The following is a 15,392-nucleotide window of genomic DNA, read 5'->3' as shown; positions in this document are numbered from 1 at the left end:
AGTTTAAAGGAAATTAAAGGAGCTTTTAAGAGCTTTTATGAAATTAAAGATTGAATGTGTTTTATATAGCTAGTCACCGCGCATTTACGGAGTTATAGTGTAAAATAAACAGAGTCTAAGAGAGGATGTAAATAATGTCGCCTAAAATATTGTTAATTGATAGTTACGAGATATTTTTGAGTGGCACAATCAAGTTATTAAGTTTTTGTTATCCTGATGCTGTAATTAATACTGCTACAACTGTAGAAAGTGCTTTACATCAAGTTGCGATGTTTCAACCAGAATTAGTGATTACAGATATTTGCGTTGCACAAAATGTTGGAGAAGCAGCCCGAATTAATCATGGGATACAACTACTTAAGAAGTTATTAATTAACTATCCTGAAATTAATATTCTCGTGCAAAGTAGCTATATCAAGACTTTAGTAAGGATAAAGTCAGAAATTGATCTTCATCCATCGGGATTTGTAGTTGCTGATAAATCACTTTCATCTCAGGAAACATTAGATAGAGTAAATTGGGCTTTACAGAAATTGACTCATACAAAGGATATTAAAGGAATTAATTCTGAATTAGAGTTAAAACCAGAATGGTTAAGGCTGCTTAATCTAGCATTTGAAGAAGGATTCCAAGATAAAGCAATTGCTGCACATATCTGTGTATCTGAGCGGATGGTACGTCACTATTGGTATAAACTACAGGAAGTTTTAAATATTAATGTTGAAGAACTAAAACATCAAGGAAAAAATCTTCGAGTCATAACTCATATTCGAGCTAGAGAAGAAGGTTGGATTGATTAATATTTCGCAAATTTTGCTGTAGCCCAAAGCAAAGACATAGATAGAGATGAACCGCACTCTACGGGTAAAAGGTAATTTTAGAGTAGGGAGGTAGTATGATCAAAGGCTACAATAAACACCTAAATTATTAAATAATTTTCGTATAAATTTTACATGATACCGAGATATTAAAAAAAATTCTACAGGTGAGTTTAAATAATCGTAGTGATTTGAATTGATTTTGACTGTATTAAGATTTGTACTCAACAGTTCGAGATGAAAATGAATAGATTATCGGTAAAGGTTGTCATATTTGGATTAGGAGTAATGACCTATATTCCAAAAGTTGACGCAACAATTGCCCTTTCTCCTAAGCAATTATTTGCAACACCATTACAAGCAGAAATTTTATCGCTTTTAACCGAAGTTGATTCTGGTATTTCCGCGATTGCAACTTCTGGATGGAAAAAGTTTTATTCCAATGAAGGTAATTTTTCCATTTTTGTACCTGATACATCTGTAACTAATTTAAATTCTCAAAGTGAAGAATATTCGATCAGTATTTATTATGCGGATACTAAGAAAAGTTCCTATATAGTTGGTTATGTTGATTATAAAATAGATTTAAATAAGTTACCGTTGAGCGAAGTTTATGATAATTTCTTAAAAGAATTTTTAGGGAATGAAGTAAAGTTATTGAAACAGCAAAATATTCAATTAGGTCAATATTCGGGTATCGAAGCAGAATATCGAAATGAAAATCAAGATATAATTGCGAATATTCGTTTATTTTTAGTTGGGAAAAGGCTGTATGTGCTTGATGTTTCTAACTCTAAGTCTGGAGATGCGACACAATTTTTTAATTCTTTTAAGTTAGAAAATAAGATAAAAGATAATCCAACTAAAATTGCTATAAAAATGTTTCTGTAGACCTAGAAGTCGGGTTTCTTTTAGAAACCCGACTTCTCTACTCTGATAGTTATTCTTTTACTTCCTGGGTAGTTCTAACTATTTTGGTTAATAAATCTCTGGGGATGAATCTGACACTTTCAGCTAGTATTCTATTTTGTAATCCAGGAATAACAGTAGTTTTGTTTGCCATTAAACCACGATAGCCAATTTCTGCTACAGTTTGAGCATCCATCATATTCTTACTTTTGACTAACTTCGAGTCCGACATTCCAGTTCTGTGGTGAAAAGCAGATGCTGTTGGACCAGGACAAAGAACTGTTACAGTCACACCCGTACCCTCTAATTCATTGGCGATCGCCTGAGAAAATGAAAAGATATATGCTTTAGTTGCAAAGTATACCGCCATTAAGGGTCCCGGTTGAAAAGCAGCGGTAGAAGCAACATTTAATATTTTTCCTTTACCTTGCTTTACCATCTGTTTGAGAAACAATTTGGTTAAATGTGTAAGAGATACCATGTTAACCTGCATCATTTCTAATTCAGCATTCAAATCTGTTTCGTTAAATAATCCATAATTACCAAATCCAGCATTATTTACTAGTACATCAATTTTGATTGATGACTGATTAACTTCTGTAAAAATTTCTTTTGCTGCCAAAGGAACTGATAAATCTTTCACAATAGTTTTGACTGAAATACCGAATTTATTGGGTAATTCATCTGCTATTTTGGAAAGCGTTTGTTGATTTCTATCTACCAATACAAGATTATATTGATTTTGAGCAAATATCTGCATTAGTTCATAGCCAATTCCACTAGCTGCTCCAGTAATTAAAGCAGTTTCTCTATGCTGTATTTCAAAGTCAGAGTTCATCTTATGGTTCTTAATTAATAATTATTTTCGTTGATTTTGCTCAAAATATTAATATTAAATTATTAATTTTATGGCAAAATATTATACTACCGATGTAAAATTTCAATCTTTTGTAAGAATCATGTTTCAGGATTCTATTTAAAAAAACAATCTTTACTAGATAACAGTAGATAATTTGTGTACTCAAAAGCTTCCCCTAATCAACTTAGTTTCATTTGTTTTTTTGCTGTATTATAACCATCTAAGACTGTCATTGATAAATCCAGTAAAATGTAAATGAAAAAATCAGAAAAGTAAGTCTATTTATTAGGTCTGCTGTAATGTATGATAAGTTCTATTTTTAAAGTAGACTGTATAGTATGATAGAGTTATTTTTTTGAGAAATTGTAAGATGTTACAAATTATAATTAAAGAAAGAAATCCGGCGGTTTAAACCGCTACTACACAAGCAAAGTCCACCTGCGTGGACTTAGTTAATTCATAACCCGCCTTAGTTCGGGTGCCGGTTTGTGTAGCCAGGTAAATACTTTTAAAACATCTTCTACGCTCGACTTCTATTTTCTATCACTCTAGAAATTTGAGATATTCACAAACCCGGTAGTTTTTAAAAACCGGGCTGTGGGTAAAATAAATTGTTTTTATATGCAAAAGAAATCAACTAAATAGGAATAAACCCGGTTTTTTTGATTAATTCTTTACCTTCATCTGTTTTTAGGAGATTTGCATAAGCTAACCCTGCTTGTTCTGCAATTGGTTCTTTTCTTAAATCTGGTTCTTTACTTGTTAAATCTGTATGTTTGTAAATCACGTAAATTTTGCGAGTTAAATATCTAGGATAATTATTTTTCAACTCTTCTATATTTATTTGGTTAGAATTATTTCGTTTTTTCTCTTCTTTACATTTATCAGCAGGAATAATTGGTTCTTGGTAAAGAGAAGCAAAATTATTTGATGTTTCTCCTATGGGTAATGCTTTAACACTACATTGTGGTATTACTTCTGGTGCGGATGCATAATAAATACCACCTAGATTTTTCTCTACTTGTCGTAAACCATCTGTTGTCTCGTTAACAAGCTGGATATTTTTACCAAGTTGTTCATTCCCTAAAATTTCATTCACAAAAAATTCAGGTGTACCTCCTCTACTTGGATTGCGGGAATAAGCTATGATTGGTAAATCTGGTCCTCCAAGTTCTTTCCAATTAGTAATTTTGCCGGTATAAATATCTTTGAGATTGGGAATAGTTAAACCTCTGATCTGAAGTTGGTGATTAACTGCGATCGCGATTCCATCTATCGCTACCGCTATATTCCGCAATTCAAAATTGTCTTGTTTTGATTTTGTTTCTGCTTCTGTCAAATGTCGAGAAGACAAGGAAAAATCCAGCTTTCCAGATACAAGTTTATCATTTAACAATATGTTTATACCTTCTCCAGAACCGATAGCACCTTGATGAGTTAATTTAAAATTGGCATGGGTTTTACGAATTTCTGGTTCTATAAGTTGCCGAAATGCTTCAGCAGTAGTGCTACCTCCATAACGAAATGTTCCAGAAGGAACTTTTACTGAACTAAATGTTGTTCCTGTTATTGGTTGTGGTTGTTGTTGTTTTGAAAATAAATTCCCAGCTAAAATAGCTATACCACCGATAACTAAACCAATTAAACCTGTTAATATTAATGGTTTGATATTTGGCTTTTCTTTTTTATCAGATTGTAAATTACTTAAATTATTTTTATTTAAATTATTTTTATTTAAATTATCGGAATTATCTGCTTTTTCTTGATTAATAACTTTAGCTGGATTCAGTGATTCCCAAGTTAAGGATTTTAAGTTAGATGCCACACAAATTGTCGGTAGCCAAATTGCACCAGGATAATCTAAATTGAAATGTTCTAGACGTTTGCGGGCTTTATTTAAAGCTTTGGAAAGAGATTGATTGCGGGTAAATTCTGCAAAAAAGTATTTTAAAAATTCTATTGCTACTTTATCGGGTACAGGTTCACGCATTACAATACATCGGGGTAGATACAACTCTGCGAGTTGATTCGCTAAACCCAAACCATCGCAGGAATTAAAAATTGCTAACTGCAACCCTCGATCAATAGCTTGTTTTAAAGCTTCTTTGAATTCTTCAATACTCAAACTATCATTATCATTGAGTTCAATCCACCCAATACAGCCATCTTCTCGACTTCCACTGTGTCCCGTAAAAATAAAAATATGATATCCTTGTTCATCCCACAAGGCATTACATAATTCTTGACGATTGGGTTGCATTAAACAAATAACTTCTGCACCATGTTTTTCTAACTCTTTGATGACTTCCAAATCATCTTTCGTATTAATACCATCGCTTCTACCAACCGTAACTAAGACTCTAATTTTTGAACTTGTTGGCAGTACATCATTTGTCTTTCTAGATGTACTTTTACCAGCATTTAAAGCAATTTCAACTTGCGGATAGTGTTCCTCAAATAAATTCCACTCTTGCCAAGGAAGACGACGTAAATTAACATCTTTAGCATCAATTATGACGCGAACTTCTTCATTTGTATGATGAAGAAGTTGGGCGATCGCAATTAATCTATCCCGCACGGGAAGCCATCTGCTATCACCGGAATTAAGCCATTGATTGAGACTTTCTTTAACCGATTTTACACAATCAGTACTGGAATATTTTGTCATCGTTTTGGGAGTAATACGCATCCCCGGTGATGGTGCAATATAAGAACGCACTGCATCAATTTGACGATAAGCTAATTGCCAATTATTAAAAGATGATTCCAATTCTGCTGGAAGTGCAGGTAAAAATCCTTCGGCTTCAATGTTTAATTGCTGCGCGGTTAAATCTACTTGAAATCCTTGTTTACTTTCCCGAATTTTTACTTTGATAATCGCCATAATTTTTACCTATTATTCGATGCATTTACACAACAAACTCTTCGGTAATAGTTGTTTCTCCTAACTTAAATTCTACGCTAAATTTTTCTTCATGTTGACAGCTAAATTCAAGCTGTATCCAATCATTAGCAGTTTCTGCTTGAGTTTTCATACAAGCATTTCCCGATTCATCCAAAATAGTCAGTTGCAAATTTTGAGGTAAATGAACGGCATTCTCTGCTGGATAAACCCGCAAACGAATATCAAAAAAATCACTATTTGTTGGCGTTAATTCCATTAATGAAACTATCTGTTTCCCAAGATTAATTACTTTAGCGCGACTAATAGAATTTGTTTGAGAATCTGTATTTTGACGGGTAATAGTCGCAGAATTCCGGAAATTACCAGCTAAGACTAACTCCGGAGATTGCCAATCTTGATTAAATATTCCTTCCAACCATTGACATAAATTTACCAGATTTTTGCGTTGATTTATAGTGTCAATTAAGACAGTTAAGGAATGCAATCGACTAACTTCAATTATTTCCGACTGTCCAATGATTGCTGCTGGAACAAATCCTAATATTTCCACAAAATCTAATTGTTTTGTGAGCCTAACCGCAACATAACCAATTCTTTCTTGGGTTACTTCTTGGGGTAGAATTACAGCATTTTCACCTGGTAATATCGGACGACATTCTATTCTGCCAACATTGGGTAACATTAAATCGGCAATATCAAAAAATGTCCTGATGCTCCAATTCCAACTATCGCTTTGATGCAAAGCTGTTTCTATATTTAGCCATTTCAAATAATTATGAACAGCATAAACTGCTAAAGTATTTAAATAGACTTGTTTGCCCTTTTCTAGAGAATCTTGTTCCCCAGCGAATTTTTCTGCATAACGATGAGCATCTTTCCCCAAAGGAACCCGTAAATAATTTGGTTGCGTGCTGTTCATTAATCAATCCTTAAATTTACACCAATTTCTTTAAGTAAAGGTAAGCATTTTTTTTTCCAATGAGAATATAGAGTTTGATTGCTTACATTAAATTCTCTGGCAATATCGGCAATTTTATGAGACGGATTTGCGAGCAATAACCGTTTTGCTAACAATTGACAGTGACAATCTGTATTGACTCTGGTAAAACAGCGTCTCAACTGCTGGTTTTCGTCTTTTTCGATAAACTGGATGATTCTTTTTCCCCAAGTTTCGCGATCGCGCTGTTGAATTTCGGCAATTTTGATATCGAGCAGGTCTAAAGTTATACTAGAAAACTGTGGATCTGGAAGCATATCCAATCCGGTTACTTCTTTACCTTCATCCTTCCCTATTGGTTTATCTAAACTAATTGTATAATTACCGTCGGCAATAAATAAATCTTTAACTCGCCATTTCAGATAACCGTTAATCCATTTAACTAAACTGTTTTGTAAAGGTTGATCGGGATTTAGTTGAAATTTATCAATATTCCGACAAAACCATTCCCATGTTTGATTTAATGCTTCTAAATAATCTGGATGGTAAGATTTATAGATACCAGGAAGTTGTTGAACAATTATCAGCAAGTTATTTAAAGCTTTTTGCCTTTGTGGGGTACCTTCTTCATAACAACACACTTCCTGAATAAGTTTCTCAAGTCGTTCATCCACTCCTATTTACTCCCAAATCTTTTATTAATTAAAAAGCTTGCTTTCACTGCTGTATCCTACCTGAAATATCGATAAATCAATTGTTGTATAAATTACTTAGATAGTTCAGTTTTAAGTAGTTTTTTGATGAAAAATTGTATTATATATACTAATATTTTTTTGTTTAGGAATGGTTAATGTAAGGTTAAGCGTGCTACGATTAATCGTAAAGGTGCAAATATAACGTAATTACAGAAATCGGGTTTTTCGCAGCTTCTGTTCGTAACACCCGCTTTCACAGTAATAAAAACCCGACATATACCCCTAAAACTGTTATAAATTAAGAATTATCAACCACCTGTTCACTCATCCCTAGTTCCAACAAATCCAATAAACCATCAACATCAGAATTAAGTTGTGTAAAACAAACAGATGGTGAAATTTCTGGTTCAAAATAAATTAACTTAATCTGTTCTTTGCCGATAGCTATCATTAAAACTTCTGTTTCAGGTTTATAATTATCTATCAAACCCAAAAGTTCTTGTAGCTTATTATCAACATTATTGTTAAATTTCTGAATTGCTTCTGAGGGACAATATACAAAATGCGGCTTCGGTTGTAAATCAATACCAAGAGTACCTTTACTATGACCATTTTCCTGCCAAAGTCCCCAGGAAAGTGCTGCTAATTCCTGTTGATGTGCTTTGACAAATTTATCTAACCTGTGCAACCATTTGGGTTGGGGTATATCGGCTTGAGCGCTACCAAACATCATCACATTTCTAAATAACTAATTATAGCAAGGAATAGGGAGCAGGGAATAGATAACAAAAAATAAATCTCTTCTTTTGTTATTACTTTGTGTTCTCTGCGTCTCTGCGGTTATTTAATAAATAATCTTCACCTGATAAACTAATAGCTTGCGGTTTGATATATACTTTGAACCGAATCAGTAAAAATGTCATGGGAATACTCAATATAAAACCAATTACAATCAAAAACATCCAGATAAAATACCAGACAAAAAATTCTTCAAATCCTGCAATTTTGTAAAAGAAGCGATTATTTGCGATTAATTCTGGAGTTGATTTGTTGTCGTAAAACTTAAACAAGAATTCGTAATATGGATAATGGTCATTACTAACTTGTCCGCCATTTGCTGCTATAAATAATAATGACTGGTTCTGATTATCTTCAGCTTCAACAACTATACCTTCAAGCCGCTTACCATCACCTTTTGAGATTAAATCGCCGCTATCTTTATCCGAAAGTAATTCACCGTTGTATCCCGCTTCTCCTTGATATAAAATTCTAGTTTCTTCCAAATAATTATATAAAGAATTTAATTTATCGGGAGAAATATAAGGAGTTTTTTTAGGCAACTTTCCTTGTTTATTTAAAGATAAAAGAATCCGAGTATTATCGCAATATTCTGTATTGCATTTTCCCGTACCGCAATTACTTTGAGGATTTTCAATACCCGATTGTATTTCTTCTATACAGGAATTTGAAGTATCAATTTTAAAAATTCTGCTCCCATCATTTCTTTTAATGCTAGAAACGGGAGTAATTGAACGAATTTTATCAAATTCTTCAACTTTATTAGGTAATTCCGGAGGATTGAAATAATATCCCCAATAATACTTAGAAATAGAGATAGAAGCTAAAAATCCAACGAAAATACTACTACCAAAAGTAAGTAAAAAGGTTACTATAATCCAAAATGATTTGGGATGATTATTATTCTTCATCAGTAGAAATAACTATTTAATTCAAAACACTGTTATAACTACTAATAGTGTTTCTATCAAGTTGGATTATCTCCGGAAAAAATTATCAGTTATCGCGGAGCATAATGTACCATCATGGCTACTAACTGTAAACTGATTTTAAACCAGACTGTACGCGCCATAAACTTGCATAAATTCCGTTATGTTCTAATAATTCTTCGTGAGTTCCAGATTCTACGATTTCACCGTATTCTACAACATATATGCGGTCTGCATTGCGAATTGTGGATAAACGATGGGCGATCGCAATAGTTGTCCTATCGACGGTAATTCGTTCTAAAGAGCGAGCGATAGCGGCTTCTGTCTCATTATCTACCGCTGAGGTGGCTTCGTCTAAGATTAATATGGGGGGATTTTTCAATATTGCTCTGGCGATCGCAATTCGTTGTCTTTGTCCCCCGGATAATTTTTGTCCGCGTTCACCGACAATTGTTTGATAACCTTGGGGTAGTTGCATGATAAATTCGTGAGCTTCAGAAACTTTAGCCGCTGTGATAATTTCTTTATCGTTAGCGTTGAAGGTTCCGTAAGCAATATTTTCGGCTACCGTACCATGAAACAAAAATACATCTTGACTGACTAAGCCGATACAGCGACGTAAATCTTGAAGATTGATATCTTGTAAATTAATATTATCTAAAGTAATTGTTCCGGAAGTTATTTCATAAAATCGTAGCAATAATTTAACTAAAGTGCTTTTACCAGAACCTGTAGAGCCGACAATAGCAATAGTTGTTCCTGCGGGTATTTTCAAAGATAAATTTTTAATTACCGGCTGCCTATCTTTATAAGCAAAGGTAACATGATTAAATGCAATTTCACCGCGTACTTTTTCAATGGGTAAATCGACATCTCCTGGATAAATTGTAATTTTAGTATCCAACAAATTCATCACGCGATTAGTAGAAGCCATTGCCCGTTGATATAAATCAAAAGTTTGTCCTAATCTAGTTAAAGGCCAAAGTAACCGTTGAGTTAAAAAGACTAAAACGCTGTAAGTTCCTACAGTCATATTACCGTTAACTGCCGACATTCCGCCGAATAGTAACAGCGATGTAAACCCGATTAAAATTAACATTCTAATTAAAGGTACAAAAGCAGCAGAAAGTTTAATTGCTTGACGATTACTGCGACGGTAAGCATCACTATCTGATGCTAAACGTTGGCTTTCGTAATCTTCGGCAGTAAAACTTTTAATAGTAGTAATACCGCTTAAATTATTAGATAAACGAGAATTAAGAAAACTCAACTTTTCGCGGACATCAGCGTAACGGGGTTCGAGCAAATCTTGGAAAGCAAAGGTTCCCCAGAGAATAAACGGAATCGGCAAAATCGTCATCCAAGCGACATTTGGAGCTAAAATAAAGAATGCGCCGCCAAGAATTATAATAGTCGTGGCAGTTTGCAATATATCATTAGCTCCCACATCTAAAAAACGCTCCAATTGGTTGATATCATCGCTGAGGATAGACATTAAACCTCCGGTACTACGTTCTTCAAAGTAAGCTAATTCCAAATTTTGTAAATGCTTATAGGCATCCAAACGCAAATCATGCTGAATACTCTGGGCTAAATTACGCCATAAAGTTTCCAAAGCGTACTCAAAAATTGACTCCAGTACCCAAATAACCACCGTGAGGAAAGAAAGTATTAAAAATTGCCAAAAAATATCTGTGATTCCCCAACTGGCAATGGTAGAATTTTCCTGTTTGACAACAACATCAACAGCAAAACCGATTAACACTGGAGGTGCCAAGTCAAATAACTTATTGAGAATAGAACAAACCACCGCCAGCCGGATTTTTTTGCGATAATCTTGTCCGTAGTCAAGCAAGCGTTTCAACGGATGCGCTGAATTCCGAAGCTGTTTTTGCGAGCGACTGGATTTAAGTACTTGAGCCACAATATGAGGGTAAATGCGTGAAATTTATTTTATCACGTTTGTGATAGTTTAAGTATCCCTGAAATCAATTGATAGATAATTGATTTGTAGATTAAATTTGACCGAAATAATTCATCATATAAAAGGAGCATTAAATTGAAAAGTCAACAATTAGGCAGTTGGCAATCCGCAGTTGCAGGAATTTTGGTAGCAATAGTTGTTGTTTTTAGCCTAAATTCATTTGTAATTATTAATCCCGGCCAAGCCGGAGTTTTGAGTATATTAGGAAAAGCTCAAGATGGTGCTTTACTCGAAGGTATTCATTTCAAACCACCAGTAATTTCTAATGTAGATGTATATGATGTCACAATCCAAAAATACGAAATACCCGCCCAAAGTTCTACCAAAGATTTGCAGGAATTAACGGCAAAATTTGCAATTAACTTTCGTATAGATTCCATAGAAGTTGTTGATATTAGAAGAAAACAGGGAAGTTTAGAAAATATCGTCTCGAAAATTATTGCCCCGCAAACTCAGGAATCTTTCAAAGTTGCAGCAGCAAGAAGAACTGTAGAAGAAGCAATTACCAAAAGAGACGAGTTGAAAAATGACTTTGATAATGCCCTAGGGCAGCGTTTGGAAAAATATGGAATAATTGTCTTAGATACCAGCGTCATTGACTTAACTTTTTCCCCCGAATTTGCCAAAGCTGTTGAAGAAAAGCAAATTGCTGAACAGCGTTCCCAAAGAGCGGTTTATGTAGCAGCAGAAGCTGAACAAGAAGCATTTGCGGATATTAATCGTGCTAGAGGTAGAGCAGAAGCACAAAAACTATTAGCTGAAACTTTAAAAGCTCAAGGTGGACAATTAGTGTTACAAAAAGAAGCTATTGAAGCCTGGAAAAGTGGAGGTGCTCAAATGCCGAAAGTTTTAGTCATGGGGAATGAGTCCAAAGGTGGTGTGCCATTTTTGTTTAATTTAAGTAACATACAAGATTAATCCCACTGTAGATTTTTGGTAGAGTATAGGCTCTACATCATACGAAGTAAAAACCTAGTAGATTCTTTTTTAGGCTTATGACAAGCAAACCCCAAACCCAAATCACGGTTGAAGAAGCCAAGAAAATCTTGAGCAAATACGACTTCGTTGATATTGCAGCAAAACTAAAGCCATCGGAAAAAATTTTAGTCCGTCGAGCTTTGACTTTACTTGCAAGCCTCTGCGATTATCAAATATTAGGTATTTCTGCTGATACTACTGAACAAGGAATCAAAGCAATGGAAAGTTATTCTCAAGCTTTGGGATATCAGCCTCCGAGTAATTTACCGTTAATTGATGGTCCAGTTTATATCAAGTTAAATGGTAAAAATGGATTGTGTTACATTGATTCCTATTTGGGACATCATCGTGGGGTTTTAGTTTCTTGTCAGTCTTCTTCGGAAGGTGGAATGAATCATATGTACGGACATTTACCTTTGGATTTATTTGATTAAATGATATTGGTAATTGGGCATGGCAAATTCAGGTGTATTGTTGTTTATAATTTAATTGCACCTTGAAATTTAAAATAGCCGTAACGCACGATTTTTAATCGGTGTATTACGGCTTTTAATATGATTTTTTAAGCAGTAGGCACTCAACATGAATTTTTTTTTCATCGCCATGAATGTAAGGGTTTTTCTCACTACTCACTACTCACTTACAAGTCAATAAGTGTTTATGATGATTATCTTGTCGAATAGATATTTAACCTCAAAATCCGACTTTTGATTGTTGTTAATTAAAGTTATAACTCATTCTAAAAAATCTAAAATCTAAAATCCTATGGGTGTTATTACATTACAATCTGTCAAAAAAGATTTTGGCATCAAAGAAATTCTTAAAGATGCTACTTTTAGCTTGGATGCTGACGAGAAAGTCGGCTTAATTGGTACTAACGGTTCTGGTAAATCTACATTATTAAAAATGATTGCTGGAATGGAACCAATTGATGGTGGTGAGATTATTGTCAATCCCGGTGCTAAGGTTATATATTTACCTCAGCAGCCAGATTTAGATGAAAGTCATACAGTTTTAGAACAGATATTTGCCGATAGTGGCGAACAAATGAAACTAGTGCGCGAATATGAAGAAATTTCTGATAAATTAGCTAAAAATCCCCAAGATAATCAATTGTTATCACGGTTGGGTGAAGTGACGCAACGGATGGATATGATTGGTGCTTGGGAAGTAGAAACCAATGCTAAAATAATTCTTTCCCAGTTAGGAATTACCGATTTTGATGCTGTCATTGGTACTTTATCTGGCGGTTATCGCAAGCGAATTGCTTTAGCGACAGCTTTGTTATCCGAACCAGATTTGTTATTAATGGATGAGCCGACAAACCATTTAGATGCTGATTCTGTGGAGTGGTTACAAAGTTATTTGAATCGTCGAAATGGCGCTCTTTTATTAATAACTCACGACCGTTATTTTTTGGATAAAGTTACAAATCGTATCATTGAAATTGACCGAGGCGACCTTTACACTTACTCTGGTAACTATTCATATTTCCTGGAAAAGAAAGCCGCAGCAGAAGAATCAGCAGCCAGCAGTCAGCGCAAGTTTAAAGGAGTACTGCGACGAGAATTAGAATGGTTAAAAAGAGGGCCAAAAGCCAGAAGTACCAAACAAAAAGCCAGAATAGATCGAATTAGAGAAATGCGAGGAACTGAGTTTAAACAAACTCAAGGAAAAGTTGATATCTCTACTGCTAGTCGTCGTATTGGCAAGAAAGTTATTGAAGTTAATAATATCTCGAAATCTTTTGATAACCGGATTTTATTTAAAGATTTTACCTACGAATTTAGCCCGGAAGATAGAGTGGGAATTATTGGTGAAAATGGTGCAGGTAAATCCACTTTAATCAATATTATCACTGGACGCGAACAACCGGATACGGGTGAAGTTGATATCGGGACTACGATTTATATTGGTTATTTTGACCAGCATTCAGAAGAATTGATTGGTGCTTCTAATGATTCACAACGAGTAATTGATTATATCAAACAAGAGGGAGCAGAATTTATTGAAACCGCCGATGGAACTAGAATTAGTGCTTCTCAAATGTTGGAAAGGTTTTTGTTTCCCCCGATTCAGCAATATGCACCAATTAATAAACTTTCAGGTGGTGAAAAACGGCGTTTATTTTTATTAAGAATTTTAATGAGTGCGCCGAATGTTTTAATCTTGGACGAGCCTACAAACGATTTAGATGTGCAAACTTTAGCGGTATTGGAAGATTACTTAGAAGACTTTAATGGTTGTGTAATCGTAGTATCCCACGACCGCTACTTTTTAGACCGTACTATTGACAAAATCTTTGCTTTTGAAGAAGGAAAAATTCGCGAATTTCCTGGTAATTATTCCGTTTATCTTGATTTTAAAAGAGCAGAAGAAGCCAAAGAAAAGCAATTACAAGCGGAGTTAGAGAAAGAAAAACCGAAATTCGATACGCAGAAAGTAGAAACTAAAGTTATAAAAGAAGATAATAAAAAGAAGCGTCGGTTATCGAATTGGGAAAAGAAAGAATTCGAGCAGTTAGAAGGGAAAATTGCTCAATTGGAAGATGAAAAAGTGAAAACAGAAATGGCTTTAACAAAGGCTGCGGGAAATTATGCGGAAGTTCAAAAGCTTTTTGAAAAGGTAGAGAATCTCAAGCAAGATATTGATAAAGCTACAGAAAGATGGATGGAATTAGCGGAAATTGATGAGTGAATTGGTAATTGGGTTTTTAGCAAGATGCTCGCATTAAACGCGAAATTATTGTAGAGACGTAGCAGTGCTACGTCTTCAGCAATTTGAAATCATCACTTTATATTTTGATTCAGCAGGACTATATAATTGATCTTTTACAACTTACACGAATAAAAATATGTAGGATGAAAACGAATTTTGAAATACTTTATTATTCAAGATTTCCAGATAAAACATAAATGATGACTAATTACCGTCAAATAAACTGGGATTGGATTAACAAACAGATTAAGTTAGCAAAAGAAGAATACTGGGGTTGTTTTGATTTTGGTAACTATGCTTTAACAGAAATACCCAACGAAATTTTTGAGATAGATTCTTTATGTGAATTAGACTTAAGCTATAATCTCTTGAAATATATTCCCACAAATATATTTCAATTAACTAATTTAAGCTATTTAATTTTAGACAATAACAAAATCGAAACTCTTCCCAAAAATTTAACTCAACTTAGTAATCTCTACGAACTTTACTTAGAAAAAAACGAATTAGAATCTATTCCTTCAGTTATTTTTCAACTGACAAATTTAACCAAGCTAGTTTTAAGCTTTAATCGAATAAATAAGCTTCCAGCAGATATATCTCAACTTAAAAATCTGGAATCACTTGATTTAAGAGGAAATCAATTAACAAAGCTACCAGAGCAGCTTTTTGAACTGACTAATCTAAAATATCTCTTTTTGGAAGATAATCAATTAGAAGAGATTTCTCATTCCATTTGTAAGCTGACTAATTTGGAAAAACTTACTTTATATAATAATCCAATCAAACAAATACCCAATTGTATCTCTCAGATAGTTGATTTAGGTAAATCGTTTTTTAATTAATAACACACTATTTATAT

At 34.0% G+C, this 15,392-nt stretch carries 13 protein-coding genes; 6 read left to right on the top strand and 7 right to left on the bottom strand.

Annotated features, from left to right (window positions below):
* Positions 1-134: 134 nt before the first annotated feature.
* A complete protein-coding gene (locus IQ247_RS06850; RefSeq protein ID WP_193918368.1) occupies positions 135-800 on the top strand; it encodes a response regulator in 666 nt (221 codons plus the stop codon).
* A 261-nt stretch (positions 801-1,061) separates the two neighbouring features.
* Complete coding sequence (locus IQ247_RS06845; RefSeq protein ID WP_193918365.1) at positions 1,062-1,709, top strand: hypothetical protein; 648 nt, start codon at positions 1,062-1,064, stop codon at positions 1,707-1,709.
* Between the two features lie 49 nt (positions 1,710-1,758).
* Here the strand turns inward: IQ247_RS06845 and IQ247_RS06840 are convergent, their stop codons facing one another.
* The 7 genes from IQ247_RS06840 to IQ247_RS06810 all read right to left on the bottom strand — a co-directional run bounded on the left by IQ247_RS06840 (position 1,759) and on the right by IQ247_RS06810 (position 10,774).
* The gene (locus IQ247_RS06840) at positions 1,759-2,565 is read right to left on the bottom strand and encodes an SDR family NAD(P)-dependent oxidoreductase (RefSeq protein ID WP_193918362.1); all 807 of its coding nucleotides are present in this window, start codon (positions 2,563-2,565) and stop codon (positions 1,759-1,761) included.
* 658 nt (positions 2,566-3,223) lie between these two features.
* On the bottom strand, positions 3,224-5,470 hold the full coding sequence (locus IQ247_RS06835) for a substrate-binding domain-containing protein (RefSeq protein ID WP_193918360.1): 2,247 nt from the start codon (positions 5,468-5,470) through the stop codon (positions 3,224-3,226).
* A gap of 25 nt (positions 5,471-5,495) precedes the next feature.
* Positions 5,496-6,410 (bottom strand): DUF1822 family protein, encoded by a 915-nt coding sequence (locus IQ247_RS06830; protein WP_193918357.1) that lies wholly within the window; start codon positions 6,408-6,410, stop codon positions 5,496-5,498.
* Complete coding sequence (locus tag IQ247_RS06825; protein WP_193918354.1) at positions 6,410-7,102, bottom strand: helix-turn-helix domain-containing protein; 693 nt, start codon at positions 7,100-7,102, stop codon at positions 6,410-6,412. Before IQ247_RS06825 ends, IQ247_RS06830 begins: the two co-directional genes overlap by 1 nt.
* A 319-nt stretch (positions 7,103-7,421) precedes the next feature.
* Positions 7,422-7,856, bottom strand: coding sequence for a beta-carboxysome assembly chaperone CcmS (gene ccmS, locus IQ247_RS06820; protein ID WP_193918352.1), 435 nt, complete (start codon positions 7,854-7,856; stop codon positions 7,422-7,424).
* Between the two features lie 79 nt (positions 7,857-7,935).
* The gene (locus IQ247_RS06815) at positions 7,936-8,832 is read right to left on the bottom strand and encodes a hypothetical protein (protein WP_193918349.1); all 897 of its coding nucleotides are present in this window, start codon (positions 8,830-8,832) and stop codon (positions 7,936-7,938) included.
* A 121-nt stretch (positions 8,833-8,953) separates the two neighbouring features.
* Positions 8,954-10,774, bottom strand: coding sequence for an ABC transporter ATP-binding protein (locus IQ247_RS06810; protein WP_193918346.1), 1,821 nt, complete (start codon positions 10,772-10,774; stop codon positions 8,954-8,956).
* A 135-nt stretch (positions 10,775-10,909) separates the two neighbouring features.
* On the opposite strand from IQ247_RS06810, the gene IQ247_RS06805 reads away from it, so the two are divergent.
* The 4 genes from IQ247_RS06805 to IQ247_RS06790 all read left to right on the top strand — a co-directional run bounded on the left by IQ247_RS06805 (position 10,910) and on the right by IQ247_RS06790 (position 15,375).
* Positions 10,910-11,752, top strand: coding sequence for a prohibitin family protein (locus IQ247_RS06805; protein ID WP_193918344.1), 843 nt, complete (start codon positions 10,910-10,912; stop codon positions 11,750-11,752).
* Between the two features lie 77 nt (positions 11,753-11,829).
* The gene (locus IQ247_RS06800; RefSeq protein WP_193918342.1) at positions 11,830-12,246 is read left to right on the top strand and encodes a DUF1824 family protein; all 417 of its coding nucleotides are present in this window, start codon (positions 11,830-11,832) and stop codon (positions 12,244-12,246) included.
* 331 nt (positions 12,247-12,577) lie between these two features.
* A complete protein-coding gene (locus IQ247_RS06795) occupies positions 12,578-14,509 on the top strand; it encodes an ABC-F family ATP-binding cassette domain-containing protein (RefSeq protein WP_193918339.1) in 1,932 nt (643 codons plus the stop codon).
* 218 nt (positions 14,510-14,727) lie between these two features.
* Entirely contained in the window at positions 14,728-15,375 is a 648-nt protein-coding gene (locus IQ247_RS06790) for a leucine-rich repeat domain-containing protein (RefSeq protein WP_228059530.1), read from the top strand.
* Positions 15,376-15,392: the final 17 nt, after the last annotated feature.

The organism is Plectonema cf. radiosum LEGE 06105, from assembly GCF_015207665.1.
GTDB lineage: Bacteria > Cyanobacteriota > Cyanobacteriia > Cyanobacteriales > Nostocaceae > Rivularia > Rivularia radiosa_A.
Note: the sequence above shows the minus strand (reverse complement) of the source record. Positions and strands in the feature narration are given on the sequence as shown.